This is a genomic window from Stenotrophomonas sp. FR024 (genome assembly GCF_047500745.2).
GTDB lineage: Bacteria > Pseudomonadota > Gammaproteobacteria > Xanthomonadales > Xanthomonadaceae > Stenotrophomonas > Stenotrophomonas maltophilia_A.
This window is the reverse complement of record NZ_JAXAXM020000013.1, coordinates 72,454-87,151: the sequence shown is the minus strand read 5'-3', so window position 1 is coordinate 87,151 and position 14,698 is coordinate 72,454. Positions and strand designations below refer to the sequence as shown.

General features: G+C 65.9%; 14 protein-coding genes. 9 read left to right on the top strand and 5 right to left on the bottom strand.

What is annotated here, in order from left to right:
* The first annotated feature begins 85 nt into the window (after nt 1-85).
* The 3 genes from ACMZ91_RS14995 to ACMZ91_RS14985 all read left to right on the top strand — a co-directional run bounded on the left by ACMZ91_RS14995 (nt 86) and on the right by ACMZ91_RS14985 (nt 2,593).
* Nucleotides 86-1,234 carry a pyridoxal phosphate-dependent aminotransferase gene (locus ACMZ91_RS14995; protein ID WP_126927525.1) on the top strand — a complete coding sequence of 383 codons (1,149 nt, stop codon included), beginning with the start codon at nt 86-88 and terminating at the stop codon, nt 1,232-1,234.
* Nucleotides 1,235-1,248: 14 nt separating this feature from the next.
* Complete coding sequence (locus tag ACMZ91_RS14990) at nt 1,249-2,055, top strand: amidohydrolase (RefSeq protein ID WP_414578499.1); 807 nt, start codon at nt 1,249-1,251, stop codon at nt 2,053-2,055.
* Between the two features lie 103 nt (nt 2,056-2,158).
* The gene (locus ACMZ91_RS14985) at nt 2,159-2,593 is read left to right on the top strand and encodes a hypothetical protein (protein ID WP_071229733.1); all 435 of its coding nucleotides are present in this window, start codon (nt 2,159-2,161) and stop codon (nt 2,591-2,593) included.
* On the opposite strand, the gene ACMZ91_RS14980 is transcribed toward ACMZ91_RS14985, so the two are convergent.
* On the bottom strand, nt 2,580-2,873 hold the full coding sequence (locus ACMZ91_RS14980; RefSeq protein ID WP_414578497.1) for a hypothetical protein: 294 nt from the start codon (nt 2,871-2,873) through the stop codon (nt 2,580-2,582). The two genes, ACMZ91_RS14985 and ACMZ91_RS14980, sit on opposite strands and share 14 nt — an antisense overlap.
* Before the next feature lie 352 nt (nt 2,874-3,225).
* Between ACMZ91_RS14980 and ACMZ91_RS14975 the strand changes: the two genes are divergently transcribed.
* Nucleotides 3,226-3,633: a hypothetical protein gene (locus tag ACMZ91_RS14975; RefSeq protein WP_049401113.1), complete on the top strand. Its 408-nt coding sequence runs from the start codon at nt 3,226-3,228 to the stop codon at nt 3,631-3,633.
* Nucleotides 3,634-3,716: 83 nt separating this feature from the next.
* Here ACMZ91_RS14975 and ACMZ91_RS14970 read toward each other — a convergent pair whose 3' ends face one another.
* On the bottom strand, nt 3,717-4,865 hold the full coding sequence (locus ACMZ91_RS14970) for an MFS transporter (RefSeq protein ID WP_414578494.1): 1,149 nt from the start codon (nt 4,863-4,865) through the stop codon (nt 3,717-3,719).
* Nucleotides 4,866-4,955: 90 nt separating this feature from the next.
* Here ACMZ91_RS14970 and ACMZ91_RS14965 point away from each other — a divergent pair, with 90 nt between their 5' ends.
* Nucleotides 4,956-5,744 carry an AraC family transcriptional regulator gene (locus tag ACMZ91_RS14965; RefSeq protein WP_414578492.1) on the top strand — a complete coding sequence of 263 codons (789 nt, stop codon included), beginning with the start codon at nt 4,956-4,958 and terminating at the stop codon, nt 5,742-5,744.
* A 116-nt stretch (nt 5,745-5,860) separates the two neighbouring features.
* On the opposite strand, the gene ACMZ91_RS14960 is transcribed toward ACMZ91_RS14965, so the two are convergent.
* From ACMZ91_RS14960 to ACMZ91_RS14950, 3 genes are read right to left on the bottom strand one after another with little or no spacing between them, the layout of a single operon-like run.
* Nucleotides 5,861-7,510 (bottom strand): pseudouridine synthase, encoded by a 1,650-nt coding sequence (locus ACMZ91_RS14960; protein ID WP_049401107.1) that lies wholly within the window; start codon nt 7,508-7,510, stop codon nt 5,861-5,863.
* On the bottom strand, nt 7,503-8,378 hold the full coding sequence (gene scpB / locus ACMZ91_RS14955; protein WP_414578414.1) for an SMC-Scp complex subunit ScpB: 876 nt from the start codon (nt 8,376-8,378) through the stop codon (nt 7,503-7,505). The genes ACMZ91_RS14960 and scpB overlap by 8 nt, the downstream gene beginning before the upstream one ends.
* Nucleotides 8,379-8,391: 13 nt before the next feature.
* The gene (locus ACMZ91_RS14950) at nt 8,392-9,297 is read right to left on the bottom strand and encodes a segregation and condensation protein A (protein ID WP_006456456.1); all 906 of its coding nucleotides are present in this window, start codon (nt 9,295-9,297) and stop codon (nt 8,392-8,394) included.
* A 375-nt stretch (nt 9,298-9,672) separates the two neighbouring features.
* On the opposite strand from ACMZ91_RS14950, the gene ACMZ91_RS14945 reads away from it, so the two are divergent.
* The 4 genes from ACMZ91_RS14945 to ACMZ91_RS14930 all read left to right on the top strand — a co-directional run bounded on the left by ACMZ91_RS14945 (nt 9,673) and on the right by ACMZ91_RS14930 (nt 14,594).
* Nucleotides 9,673-9,972, top strand: a complete 300-nt coding sequence (locus ACMZ91_RS14945) for a YciI family protein (protein WP_032129789.1) — start codon at nt 9,673-9,675, stop codon at nt 9,970-9,972.
* The gene (locus ACMZ91_RS14940; RefSeq protein ID WP_434060509.1) at nt 9,969-10,244 is read left to right on the top strand and encodes a BolA family protein; all 276 of its coding nucleotides are present in this window, start codon (nt 9,969-9,971) and stop codon (nt 10,242-10,244) included. Before ACMZ91_RS14945 ends, ACMZ91_RS14940 begins: the two co-directional genes overlap by 4 nt.
* A 149-nt stretch (nt 10,245-10,393) precedes the next feature.
* Entirely contained in the window at nt 10,394-11,431 is a 1,038-nt protein-coding gene (locus ACMZ91_RS14935; RefSeq protein ID WP_032129774.1) for a LacI family DNA-binding transcriptional regulator, read from the top strand.
* A 76-nt stretch (nt 11,432-11,507) separates the two neighbouring features.
* Nucleotides 11,508-14,594: a TonB-dependent receptor gene (locus ACMZ91_RS14930; RefSeq protein WP_414578412.1), complete on the top strand. Its 3,087-nt coding sequence runs from the start codon at nt 11,508-11,510 to the stop codon at nt 14,592-14,594.
* Nucleotides 14,595-14,698: the final 104 nt, after the last annotated feature.

The following is a 14,698-nucleotide window of genomic DNA, read 5'->3' as shown; positions in this document are numbered from 1 at the left end:
GGCGGGGGGGGGCCGCCCCGGGGCCGGCACTACCGACGCGCGGATTGCGTAAACTCGCAGGCCTGTTCCCCCACAGCCCAGGCCGATGCAACCGAACACCAAGCTGCCCAAGGTCGGTACCACGATCTTCACCGTGATGTCCCAGCTCGCCGCCGAACACGGCGCGGTCAACCTCGGTCAGGGGTTCCCGGACTTTTCCGCACCGCAGCGCCTGATCGATGAAACCGCCAGGGCGATGGCCGCCGGGCTGAACCAGTACCCGCCGATGACGGGTGTGGCGCCGCTGCGCCAGGCCATCGCGCAGAAGGCGTTGGACTGCTACGGCGCGCAGGTCGACGCGGACAGCGAAATCACCGTCACCAGCGGCGGCACCGAGGCCATCTTCAACGCCATCCATGCCGTGGTGCGTGCGGGCGAGGAAGTGATCGTGCTCGACCCGGCGTATGACTGCTATGAACCGGCGATCGATCTGGCCGGCGCCAAGGCCGTGCATGTGTCGCTGGATCCGCAGACCTTCGCCGTCGACTGGGACCGCGTGCGTGCGGCGATCACCCCGCGTACCCGCATGCTGATCGTCAACACCCCGCACAATCCGTCCGGTGCGATGCTGTCGGCGCAGGACATGCAGGCGCTGGCCGAGCTGCTGCGCGGCACGCAGATCTACCTGATCTCCGATGAGGTGTACGAACACATCATCTATGACGGTCGCCGCCACGAGTCGGCGCTGCGCTACCCGGAACTGCGCGAGCGCGCGTTCGTCATCTCCAGTTTCGGCAAGACCTACCACTGCACTGGCTGGAAGATCGGCTATGCGATCGCCCCGCCGGCGCTGACCGCCGAGTTCCGCAAGGTGCACCAGTACAACACCTTCACCAGCTTCGGCCCTGCGCAGTACGGCTTCGCCGCGATGATCCGCGACGAGCCCGAACACCACCTGGAGCTGGGTGCGTTCTACCAGGCCAAGCGCGATCGTTTCCGCGAACAGCTGGCCAGCACCCGGCTGAAGGCGCTGCCGGTGCCGGGCGGTTACTTCCAGCTGGTCGACTACTCGGCCATCAGCGACCTGCCGGACCATGAGTTCGTGAAGTGGCTGACCATCGAGAAGGGCGTCACTGCCATTCCGCTGTCGCCGTTCTACGAAAATCCGCCGGCCGGCCAGCGCCTGGTGCGCCTGTGCTTCGCCAAGAACGAAGCGACCATGGACGCGGCGATCGAACGCCTGCGCCTGCTCTGAGCGGAGGGTTGAACATGCAGGACCTGCGCATTTCACTCGTCCAGGGCGACACCCGCTGGCATGACCCGGCGGGCAACCGTGAGTACTACGGCGCGCTGCTGGCACCGCTGGCCGGCACCACCGATCTGGTGATCCTGCCGGAGACCTTCACCAGTGGCTTCTCCAATGAAGCCATCGCCCAGGCCGAAGGCATGGATGGTCCGACCGTGGCCTGGGTGCGTGAACAGGCCAAGGCGCTGGACGCGGCGGTGATCGGCAGCGTGCAGCTGCGTGATGGCGAAGGCGTCTACAACCGGCTGCTGTTCGCCAACCCCGACGGCGAGCTGCAGTACTACGACAAGCGCCACCTGTTCCGCTATGGCGGCGAGCACGAGCGCTATGCGGCCGGCCGCGAGCGCCTGAGCGTGGAATGGAAGGGCTGGCGGATCAATCCGCAGGTCTGCTACGACCTGCGTTTCCCGGTGTTCTGCCGCAACCGCTACAACGTTGAACGTCCACAGCAGCTGGATTTCGATCTGCAGATCTTCGTCGCCAACTGGCCGTCGGCACGTGCCTATGCGTGGAAGACACTGCTGCGTGCACGTGCGATCGAGAACCTGTGCTTCGTTGCCGCGGTGAACCGTGTCGGCGTCGATGGCAACCAGCTGCACTATGCCGGCGACAGCGCGGTGATCGACTTCCTCGGCCAGCCGCAGGTGGAAATCCGCGAGCGCGAACAGGTGGTCACCACCACCATCTCGGCCGAGGCGCTGGCCGCACACCGTGCGCGCTTTCCGGCGATGCTTGATGCCGATGCCTTCCACCTGGACGAGCAGGCCTGAGCGATGGCCTGAACGCCGCCGCACCAGCACGCGCGCCTGCATTCAACGTGCACGCGCGCGCTGCTAGATTCGCCGCCAGTCCGACCGAACTGGAACTCCTGCCATGAACACGTCCTTCGCCCTGCTGCTGGCCCTGTCCGCCGCATCGCTGGCCCCGGCCGCGCACGCCGCCGGCAACCTCGATTGCCAGCTGCGCTACAACCTGTCCGGCTGGTCGCTGATCTACAAGACCGCCTCCGGCAATGGCACGGTCACCTGCAGCAATGGCGCCAGCATGCCGGTGCGCATCCAGATGAAGGGCGGCGGCCTGACCGTGGGCAAGTCGAAGATCACCAACGGGCGTGGCAGCTTCACCGGCGCGGTCAGCGTCAACGAACTGCTGGGTACTTACGCCTCGGTCGGCGCGCATGCCGGTGCGGTGAAGTCCAGCAACGCGCAGGTGATGACCAAGGGTGATATCTCGCTGGCCCTGTCCGGTACCGGCAAGGGCTGGGACCTGGGCGTGGACGGCACCGCGTTCACCCTCAGCCGGCGCTGAGGCGCGACGGCTCGGCAGATCCCCAGCTGATGCGGATGTAGTGCTGTTCGGAATCGCTCAACAACCGTTCGACACCGAAACCATTCTTGAGCAGTTGTGCGGTCACGTCTTCGACGAGCTGCTCGCTGGCCATCACCTGGCTGAAGCCGAACACGAGATAGCGGCGGCCATTCTCCGAGCCGACCTGGATCGAGTTGTCGAGGTCGCGGTAGAACTGTTCGATCGGGCGCTTGGCGGCATCGGCGTTGGCGCGTGCCTGTTCGGCGGTAATGGTGATCATGGGCATCTGCCTGGTGTGGGAGAGCGCGCACGATAGCCAGCGCCCTGATGTGAATTCCGGGCGTGGCGCACAATGCCTTGTGTTTGCAGCAATTCCTAACATGCGGTGTGAGCGTCGATCCGCGCCGGAAAAGTGCCGCGCGGCGGTGAGCATCCTGCATCGACATGAAGTCATCGGTCAGGGATGGGTTCCAACGGCAGTGGGGGCGTGAAACGCGTCGCCCACAAGGGATCCTGCGGCCATCCGATGCTGTGGGCGCTCATGCATTTACGTTTCCTTGACCCTGCAGTAACCCCGCAATGCCTAACAGGGACGTCCCAGCGATTCTGCTGGGATCATTGGAGACGCTGGAATGGAGTTCAGAACGTCCGTGCTGCTCGTGGCCCTCATCGCCACGCCCGCCATCGCCCACGCCGAGGTCTGCCTGTCTGACAACGGACTCGTTGTGCCGTGTCCTAGCCTGTTGCCGCATCCGGTGACGGCCAGATTCGAGATCGGCACCCTGCCGCGTGTGGCTGGCTCGCCGTCGGAAATCTACATCACAGGCGGCGGCCAGGTGGATGGAACGAGTAATTTCTCGGTCTATGCCAATGGTCAGTTCCTGTGCCGTACCAATGACAATTACGACGGTGGCAACACCACGCCCATCCGCCATTGCACCGCGACCATCGCAACACCCGGGACCTATGTGATCTCGGCGTCGCGCAACAGTCCTGGCAACTTCCTCGCGCCGATGGACGAAGTGATCAACGTGCAGTAACCCGCTGTTCTCTGATCCAGGCCCCGGGGCAGGGACCTCGGGGCCACTGCTGCCCGCGTGGCAGCAGGGCGAGTCTTTCATCGTTACGATCGGCAGCCAGGCCTTCCGCCGTCGACTGACCGATCCCGCTGCAGCCACAAGGCCAGCAGGCCACACACGATGAGGGTCGGTGCCAGCAGCTGCACTGCACCGACCAACGCCATTGCCGCGCCGATCAACAGGTAGTAAAGCAGGCCGAACAGCGCGCCTGCGCTGCCGAGACAGTGTGGATAGCCGCGCAGGGCCTGGCCGAGCACATTGGGAATGGCAAGGCCGAAGCCAGTCACCACCGGCACCATCGCCGCGACCAGGGCAGGGTGATCATGCAGCAGCGCGGCCAGCAGGCCTCCCGTCAGAACCAGGCCTGCGGCGATGCGGATGCGCGTGGTTGCGGCAACGCCTGCACGCAGCAGGCGGCCATTGCCCCACGCGCCCAGTGCCGAGCCCAATGCCAGCACCGCGCCGCTGGCGCCGAACCAGGTGGCTGGCCAGTGCAGGCGCGCAAACAGGAAGGGGCCGAGTGCATACCAGCTGTACATCGCCACGTTGAAGGCCATCACCAGCAACGCGTGTGACCAGATCCAGCGATCGTGCAGCAGTTCCCGCAGCAGCGGCAGCATGGGCGTGTGCGGGATATGTGCAGGGCGGCTTTCGCGCAGGCCAGCCAGGCATGCGACTGCCAGCAGAACAGCTATCAGCAGCAGGCCGGACTGTACGCCGAGATAGCCATTGGCGGCGACCAGCAGCGTGCCCAGTGCAAGACCGATGGCCGGGCTCAGGGCCAGGGCCATGCCGATCCAGGAGAATGCCTGGGCCAATGCCGGCCCCTGCAGATGGTCGCGCAGCACGGTCTGGGTGACCACCGAAGCGGCGGCGGCGCCGACTGCGGCCAACGCCTGGGCCAGCAGCACCTGGCCGAAGCTGCCAGCCATCAGCCCGCCCAGTGCAGCCACTGCGAAGACGCCGAGGCCACAGAGCAGGGCGGGGCGACGACCGATACGATCGGCCAGGCGCCCCCACAGCAGCACGCCTGCAGCGAAGCCGAACAGGTATAGGCTCATGGCCTGGCTGGCGGCACTCGGCGGCAGGGCGAAGCGTTCGGCCAGATCGGCCAGGGCCGGGCTGTACAGGGTCTGTGCCAACTGCGGAAACATCAGCAGTGCAATGGTGAGCAGCAACAGGCGGCGCGACATGCGGGCGCTCCAGAAACAGGGCCGCGCATTGTGGTTGCGTCCGCAATGGCGCACTCTGTCTATCCTGTCATCGAATGCATGAAATCAGACATGGCCTGGTTGCAGCCGGATGCGCACTTCGACGCCGATGCCTGGGGCGCTCCGGTGCTGGGTATCGCGGCCTCATTGGCCGATCACGACTCGGGTTGGCACCAGCATGCGCGCGCGCAGCTGCTGTACACCCGGCAGGGCTGTACGCGCCTGACCTACGGTGATCGCATCAGCCTGCTGCCGCCCGCGCGCGCAGCGTGGATTCCGGGTGGGCTGCGTCATCGCGCGCAGATGCGCCAGGCGGTCGACTACCGTTCGTTGTACTTCGATGCCACCCTGTCGGCCCAGCTGCCCCGCCAGCCGGCCATCATCGGCGTGGGCCCGCTGCTGCAGGCCTTGCTGGAGCCGATCGCGCAGGCACCGTTCGACCATGACTGGCAGTCGCCGCGCGCACACCATCAACTGGCGTTGTGCGTGCTGGAAATCGCCGCTGCACCGGTGGCGCCGATGGACCTGCCTCTGCCGCGTGATCCGCGGATCGCACGTTGTCTGCCGCTGGCCGAACAGCTGCCGCCCGAACTGGGGGAGCTGGCCGCGCGCACGGGCCTGAGCGCGCGTACTGTCGGTCGGTTGATGCAACGCGATACCGGCATGAGCTACCAGGCCTGGCGTCAGCAATGGCGCCTGATGCGGGCCATGGAGCTGCTGCTGCTCGGCCATCGCGTCGCGCATGTGGCGCAGGACACCGGCTTCTCCGCCGAGAGCCCGTTCATCGCCTTCTTCCGCAGCATGACCGGCACCACACCCGCCGCGTTCCAGCGCCACGCAAAAGGGGACGGAGGGGATTAAGTCGCTTTCGCCCCTTCGACACACGCCGTGGCAAAAACGACTTAATCCCCTCCGTCCCCTTTTTAAAGAAAAACCCCGGCCGGAGCCGGGGTTTTTCATTTCAGTCGGATCGCTGATCAGCCGCCGCGCGGGCCGCTGCGGCGCGGGCCGCCCGGACCGCGGTTGCCACCGGGGCCGCCCGGGCCTCGGTTGCCACCCGGACCACCGGGACCACGGTTACCGCCCGGGCCACGGTTGTTGCCACCGCCCGGACCGCGACCGCCCGGACGGGCGCCCTGCGCCGGCTTCGGGCTGCCATACGGGTTGAAACCCGGGGTGGCGTGGTCGGACGGGAAGCTCGGGGCATTGCCCGGATGGCCGTACGGGTGCTTGTTGCCCTGGCCCTGCGAGCGGTTGCCCGCGCCGGCCGGACGACCCTGGCCGCCTGCGCCGCCACGGCCTTCACCGCCGAAGCCGCCACGGCCCTGGCCGCCACCGGCGCCAGCACCCGGCCCCTTCGGCTTGCCGTACGGACGGCCCTGGCCGCCTGCGCCCGGACCACGGGCACCCGGGCCACGTGCGCCCGGACCGGCATTGCGATGGCCGCTCGGGCCGGTGCTCACGCCATCCGGCACGTACCAGGTGCGGAACGCGGCCGGGTTGCCTTCCGGCAGCGAACGATCGTTCTTCTGGGCACGCTGCTTGAACGGCTTCTGCGACTGCTTGGCTGCCGCTTCACCGCTGACCGTCAGGCCGCCCTTGAAGCCGCCACCCTTGCCGCCGCGACCACGGCCGCGGTCTTCGCGCACGTTGTCGAAGCGACGCAGCTCGCGACCTTCGTCAGCGGTGTTGTGGCCGTTGACGTAGGCGTTGCCGCGGCCACCTTCGCGCACGCGCACGGTGGTCTTGGCGGCGCGGCGCTGGCCGATCACCGGCTGCAGGGTCAGTGCCGACGGTGCGCCTTCTTCCAGCTTCAGCTGCGCGCGCAGGGCTTCAACCTGCGCGGTGCCCAGTTCCACCGAATGGCCACGGGCCAGTTCGCGCGGCAGGCTCACCTTGCCGTAGCGGGTGCGCTTCAGGCGGCTGACCTGGCAGCCCTGCGATTCCCAAAGACGACGCACTTCGCGGTTGCGGCCTTCCTTCACCACGACGCGGAACCAGTCGTGCGAATCGGTGCCGCCGATGCGTTCGATCTCGTCGAACTTGGCCGGGCCGTCTTCCAGTGCCACGCCACGGGTGAGGCGGTCGACGATGGCGTCGGAGACCTTTTCCTCGCCTTCCGGTGCACGCACGCGCACCACGTATTCGCGCTCGACCTCGAACGACGGGTGCATCATGGCGTTGGCCAGTTCACCGTCGGTGGTGGCCAGCAGCAGGCCGGTGGTGTTGATGTCGAGGCGGCCGATCGCGATCCAGCGCGCGCCCTTCAGCGGCGGCAGCGATTCGAACACGGTCGGGCGGCCTTCCGGATCATCGCGGGTGGTCACTTCGCCTTCCGGCTTGTTGTAGACCAGCACGCGCGACGGCTCGGCCAGGGCGGTGGCGACGAAGCCACGGCCATCCAGTTCGATCTTGTCGCCGCTCTTGACCGACATGCCGGTCTGCGCGACTTCACCGTTGACCTTGACCAGGCCTTCGGCGATGCGCTGTTCCAGCGCGCGGCGCGAGCCAAGGCCGGCCTGTGCCAGCACCTTGTGCAGGCGTTCTTCCAACTTGAACTGTTCGGAGGTGGCTTCGCGCTTGAGCGAGAGCTTGTTCAACGACAGCTTGCGAGGGGTGTCACTCATCAGTTTTGCTCCGGCCGACGGTTTCGAGGTCGGCCTCTGGTTCGGAATCGGCTTGGTCAACAGCCACGGTCGTCATCGCGACGGCGTTGTCTTCGCGTTCGTTCACTGGCACCGCGCGCTCGCCCGGCGCGGAATCGGGGTGCCCATCATCGAGGGGCGAAGGTGCTTGCTCATCGGAAGCCGGCGCAGGGGCTGCGTCGGCGGAATCGGGGGTGTCACTGCCGGCCAGGCCGGCATCATCGTTCGCGGCAGCGCCTTCGTCGCCGGCCGAGAGGTCAGGACCGTCGGCGCTTGCCGCTGCCGGTGCATCGCGGTCCAGGGACAGCTGGGGTTCCAGCTCGCCCAGGTCCTTCAGTTCCGACAGTGGCGGCAGCTCATCCAATCGCTTCAGGCCGAAATAATCCAGAAAGCCCTTGGTGGTGCCGAACAGCGCCGGCTTGCCAGGTACGTCGCGGTGGCCGACCACGCGGATCCACTCGCGTTCTTCCAGCGCCTGGATGATGTTGCTGCTGACCGCCACGCCGCGCACCTGCTCGATCTCGCCGCGGGTGATCGGCTGCCGGTAGGCGATCAGCGCCAGGGTTTCCAGGGTGGCGCGGGTGTAACGGGTCTTGCGTTCGGTCCACAGCCGGCTGATCCAGCCATGCACTTCGCCGGTGACCTGGTAGCGGAAGCCGGATGCGACCTCGACCAGTTCCACGCCGCGGCCTTCGCAGGCTTCGCGCAGCCGTTCCAGTGCGCGTTCGATGCTGCCCGGCGGTGCCGGTTCCTCTTCCGGGAACAGGTCCTTCAGCTGGGCCAGGGTGAGCGGCTGGCTGGAGGCCAACAGGGCACCCTCGACAATGCGGTCGATCAGCGATTGATCCATCGGCAGTCAGCGCTCACTCGTCCGCATTGGCGGCGTCGTTGTCGTCGAACTCGCTGCTGAACTGCAGCGGGGCGTTGGTGTTGCCGGCGGCCAGCGATTTCACGTAGATCGGCGCCAGCGGTTCTTCCTGGACGATGTCCAGCAGCTGTTCCTTGGCCAGTTCCAGCACCGCCAGGAACGTGACCAGCACGCCCAGCTTGCCTTCTTCGGCCGTGAACAAGCCTTCAAAACGATAGAACTTGCCATCTTCCAGGCGTCCCAGCACTTCGCCCATGCGTTGCCGCACGCTCAGTGCCTCACGCTTGATGGCGTGGCCGCTGAACAGCTCGGCGCGCTTGAGCACGTCGTGCAGCGCCAGCAGCATCTCCTTCAGATCCACCGGCGGCGGCAGTTTCACCGTAGCGCGTTCGGGCATGAAGGCATGGGCCAGGCTGGTGTCGCGGTCCTGGCGGGGCAGGGCGTCGATGTCCTCGGCGGCCTGCTTGAAGCGTTCGTACTCCTGCAGCCGGCGCACCAGCTCGGCGCGCGGGTCGGCCTCATCGCCTTCCTCGCTGACCGGGCGCGGCAGCAGCATGCGCGACTTCACCTCGGCCAGGATCGCCGCCATCACCAGGTACTCGGCGGCCAGCTCGAAGCGCAGCTCGCGCATCACGGTGATGTATTCCACGTACTGCCGGGTGATCTCGGCGACGGGAATGTCCAGGACATCCAGGTTCTGGCGGCGGATCAGGTACAGCAGCAGGTCCAGCGGGCCTTCGAAGGCATCCAGGATGACTTCCAGCGCGTCCGGCGGAATGTACAGGTCCTGCGGAATCTGCAGGACCGGTTGCCCATGCACCACGGCCAGCGGCATTTCCTGCTGCTGGGGGGCGGGCGGCCGGGTTGGCGGGTTCGCGTCGAGCGCGAGTTCGGAAGTCATCTAATGGACATCAGGATTGCAACGGACCAGTCGCGGCACCGGGTTCGCCGGGCCAACGCCACGGAGCCCCAGGGCACCAGACACGCCGGGATCGGCGCGATTCCACACATATCAAACAGCAGGACGCGCCGCAGGAAACGGCAGCGACGGAACTACGGGGAGGTCGTCTACGTGGCCCGGCCAGGTGGTCCGGTTTGAAGCAGCGGGACGGTCGTCGGGGGCTGCGTTGGCCGCAAAAACCGACGGGCTGCTGCATCCAGCCACGTGCAATGGAGTCTAGGGTAAGCCTTTGTTGCGCCAGTGTCCAGCCGGGCCGGGGCAGGGGCCGCATTGGCTAGAATCTGCGGACCCGACAACGCAAGCGAGGAAATGCCGGTGTGGTATGTGATCGAAGGGTATGACGGCCAGGATGTGCTGGCGCAGCGGCTGCAGGCGCGGCCGGAACACCTGGCGCGGTTGCACGCGCTGCGCGACGAGGGACGCCTGCTGCTGGCCGGCCCCTGCCCGGCGGTGGACAGTGAAGACCCCGGCCCGGCCGGTTTCAGCGGCTCGGTGGTGATCGCGCAGTTCGAGTCGCTGCTGCAGGCCCAGGCCTGGGCCGACGCCGACCCGTACGTGGCCGCCGGCGTCTACACCCGCGTGCAGGTGCGACCGTTCCGGAAGGTGTTGCCGTGAACGCGGAACGGATCTCGCGAATGCGTGATGCGCTGCAGCATGCGCTGGCGCCAAGCGTGCTCGAGATCGAGGACGACAGTCATCGCCACGCCGGCCATGCCGGTGCGCGCGATGGCCGCGGCCATTTCAACGTACATGTGGTCAGTGAACGCTTCGCCGGACTGGGCCCGCTGGCCCGGCATCGCGCGGTGTACGCCGCGCTGGGGACGATGATGGAGACCGATATCCACGCGTTGTCCATCCGCGCGCAGACCCCGTCAGAACAGGGCTGAGCCCTTGTCCCACGCTGTCCTGGCGGGTCCCTGCGGGGGCTCGCTGCAGACAGATTTCCATGTCCATTTCGGGACATTCGCCTAACGGACTGTTTACAAGCCCAGATGGAAACGCTTACATTCCGCGCCAATGCTGGTAGGTCCAAGCCGTGGAGGGCGGCTTCGTGAACAAGGCAGCTATCACAATCAAAGACGTCGCTCGCGAAGCCCGGGTCTCCGTGGCCACGGTTTCCCGCGCGCTCAACGGGCATGAAAATGTCGCCGAACCGGTCCGCCAGCTTGTGCTGGAGGTGGCCGCACGGCTGCGTTACACCCCGCACGCCGCCGCCCGCAGCCTGAGCAGCCGCCGCACCAATACGGTGGGCGTGGTACTGCCTGACCTGTACGGCGAATTCTTCTCCGAACTGATGCGTGGCATCGACAATGTCGCCCGTAGCCGTCGCCAGCACCTGCTGGTGTCCAGCTACCACGGTGACCAGGAGCAGCAGGGCGCGGCCCTGCGCGCCATGCGCGGCCGCGTCGACGGCCTGCTGGTGCTCTCGCCCTATGCCGAGAGCCCCGGTTTCCTGACCGACAACCTGCCGCAGTCGTTGCCGACGGTGTTGATCAACACCTATCTGCCCGGGCAGGACCACCCGGTGCTGAGCATCGACGACCATGCCGGTGCGATGGCGATGACCCGCCATCTGCTTGACGCCGGCCACCGTCGCATCGCTTTCATTTCTGGCCCGGATCTCAACTTCGACGCGCGCGAGCGCCTGCGCGGCTTCCGTGACGCGCTGGCGGCTTTTGGCGGTGGCGCCGAGGGCATCGAGCTGCCCGGTGATTTCGACGAAGCTTCCGGCCATCGCGCCGGTCAGGAGTTGCTGGCAGCCGGAGCGCTGCCTGATGCCGTGTTCGCCGCCAACGACATGATGGCCTTGGGATGCCTGTATGCATTCACGCAGGCCGGTGTCCGTGTTCCGACAGATGTCGCCCTGGCGGGTTTCGATGACATTCCACTGGCGCGTTTCGTCCACCCGTCGCTGACCACCATGCAGGTCAGCATCGCCGAGCTCGGCGACCGGGCCATGACGCGCCTGCTGCAGTTGATGGACGGCACCTCCACGGACGGGACAGGGGACAAGCAGACCCTGGTTCCCCGCTTGATAGTTCGCGATTCCACCACTCCGCCATCGGGCCATTGAAGCCAGAGGCGTTCCTTCTTTTTTGATTGATCGCAGGGACCGCGCGAGCGGTCACCGCCACCCGGAGATTGAGTTGATGATGCATACCACCTTCCGCACGCCGGCACGCCGGCTGCTGAGCACCGCACTGGTCAGCTGCCTGATGCTGGCCGCCGCTCCGAACGTCATGGCGCAGTCGGCCAATGCCAGCCTGCGCGGCCAGGTTTCCGGCGCCCAGGCCGGCGCCGAAGTGACCGCCACCAACCTGGCCACCGGCACCGTCCGTCGCGGCACCGTCCGTGCCGATGGCAGCTACTCGCTGATGGGCCTGGACCCGGGCACCTATGACGTGGTCGCCAACGGCCAGTCGCAGAAGGTCACCGTCACCGTGGCCTCGACTGCTACCCTGAACTTCGCCGGTGCCGCCAGCAGCAACCCGGGTTCGACCGCGGCCACCAACCTGGACACCGTCAACGTTGTCGCACCGACCCTGCTGCAGGAAGTGCGCACGTCCGAAGTCGGCAAGACCGTCAGCCTGCAGCAGATCCAGACCACGCCGCAGGTCTCGCGCAACTTCCTGGAGTTCGCCGACGCGGTGCCGGGCATGATCTTCACCCGCGATGCCAAGGGCAACACCTCGCTGCGTGGCGGTGCCACCAACTCCGACGGCACCAACGTCTATATCGATGGTGTGGGCCAGAAGAGCTACGTGAAGGGTGGCGGCATCTCCGGCCAGTCCGGCAGCGCGGGCAACCCGTTCCCGCAGCTGGCCATCGGTGAGTACAAGGTCATCACCGGCAACTACAAGGCCGAGTACGGCCAGGTGTCCAGCGCCGCGATCACGGCTGCGACCAAGTCGGGTACCAACGAGTTCAAGGGTGAGACCTTCTACCGTTATACCAACGAAAGCATGCGTGCGATGACCCCGGCCGAACGCCAGCCGGGCAAGAGCAAGGAAGACTCGGCCGAGAAGGAATACGGCTTCGCGCTGGGTGGCCCGATCATCAAGGACAAGGCCCATTTCTTCGTCACCTATGAAGCCAAGCGCTTCGATCTGCCGGTGACCATCGCGCCGGACGGTGCCGTCACTCCGTCGGCCGCCAATCTGCCCGCCGATGGTCTCGCAGGTCTCGGCCCGGCCAGCCAGCCGTTCCAGCAGGACCTGATCTTCGCCAAGATCGACTTCGAGCCGACTGACAACGATCGCATCGAACTGACCTTCCAGGACCGCGACGAAACCCAGCAGCAGTTCAGTGGCCAGACCGCGAAGGTACACGGCAAGGTCGTGGACAACACCGACCGCCGTTATGCGCTGCGCTGGAACCACAGCGGTGAGCGTTTCTACAACGAGTTGATGGTGACCCACGAGGAGGCCTTCAACAATCCGCTGCCGTTGACCATGGGCAACGGCATCATCTACACCGCACCGGATTTCGGCGACTCGGACGCCAACCGCCCGCAGGAGAAGACGCTCGTCCAGGTTGGCGCGGCTGATGCCTTCGCCTCGCAGGTGAAGGGCCAGAAGGGCTGGGCGATCGAGGACAACCTGACCCTGGACGGCCTGCAGTGGGCGGGCGACCACACCATCAAGATGGGCGCCAAGTACAAGCAGATCGACCTGTACGCTTCCGACGCGGCGCAGATCAACCCTCAGTTCTCCTACACCATCGACAACCCGGCGTTCCCCTCGAGCACGCCGTATAAGGCGCAGTTCACCAAGGCCAGCACCGGCGTCACCGGCGTGCAGTCCGAAGTGCGCGCCAAGGTCAAGCAGATCGGCTTGTTCATCCAGGACGACTGGCAGGTCAATGACCACCTGCAGCTGAATATCGGCCTGCGCTGGGACTACGAAAAGAACCCGGTCTACACCGATTTCGTGACCCCGCCGGAGGTCGTGAAGGCCCTGTTCTCGCAGGATCCGAACGCGCCGGCGGGCGTGTCCCAGACCTATGCGCAGACGCTGGCGCTCAGCGGGCTGAACGTCAACGACTACATCAGCACCGGCCACAACCGCAAGAACTTCAAGAACGCCTGGCAGCCGCGCCTGGGCTTCTCGTATGACGTCAATGCCGACGAACGGCACGTGTTCCATGGTGGCGCCGGCCGTTCCTATGACCGCGACCTGTTCGACAACCTGGCACTGGAAACCACCAAGCTGGCGCTGCCGCAGCCGACCGTTTACTTCCGCAACCCGGCCACCGGCAACTGCATGTACGGCCAGACTCCGTGCTTTGACTGGAACCCGAACCTGATGAACGGCATCGAGAACGTGCAGGCACTGCTGGGTTCCACCAGCAATGAAGGCATGGAAGTCGATCTGCTGAACAACAACATGAAGGTGCCGTACGCCGACCAGTTCAGCCTGGGCATGAGCAACCAGTTCGGTGAGTGGCTGACCGACGCGACGATTTCTCGCACGCTGACCTATGATGGGTTCGCCTTCACCCTGGGCAACCGCTTCAACAACGGCAACTTCTTCGATAACCAGATGCTGTGTGGTGCCAAGGAGCCGACCTACGGCCAGCCGTGGAACTGCAACATTCCGGGCTTCGGCAGCCTGATCATCGGCCAGCAGGGCATCAAGACCCGTTCCACCCAGGTGCTGCTGTCGGCGCAGAAGCCGTACAGCAAGGAAAGCGGTTGGGGCACCTCGATCGCCTATACCTGGACCAACGCGCGTCACAACCGAAACATCAACGAGCATTACTCGTTCGATCGCGGCACCATCGGTGAGTACCCGACCATCAAGTCCAACGGCGCGCCGCGCCATCGCCTGGTGGTCACCGGCTCGTATGACGGCTTCTGGGGCATCACCTTTGGTGGCAAGCTGACCCTGGCCACGCCTACCCCGGGCAATGACTGGTCCTGCATCGCGCAGGCTGGCACTGCCAACTGCCTGCCGACTCCGGCCGCGGGTACTCCGGGTGGCAATGGCCGCTTCCTGCTCGGTGGCAAGATCTTCGGCTACCGCTCGCTGGACCTGCAGGCGACCAAGACCTTCAAGCTGGCCGGCGATACCGAGCTGTATGCGCGTATCGACATCATCAACGTGCTCAACTTCGACAACTTCTCGAACCTGAACTACGTGAAGAGCGATGGCAAGCTGCTGGTGAGCTACAACGAGACCGGCGATGTGATCGGTACCCCGCGTCAGGTGAAGGCCGAAGTGGGCTTCCGCTTCTAAGCGGATCCGCCTGAAGCAATACCCCGATGCCGCCGCTCCGCCGGCGGCATCGGCAGGAAGAAAAAAGGCAATGGCCGGCCCCGTGCCGGTCCATTGCCCATGCC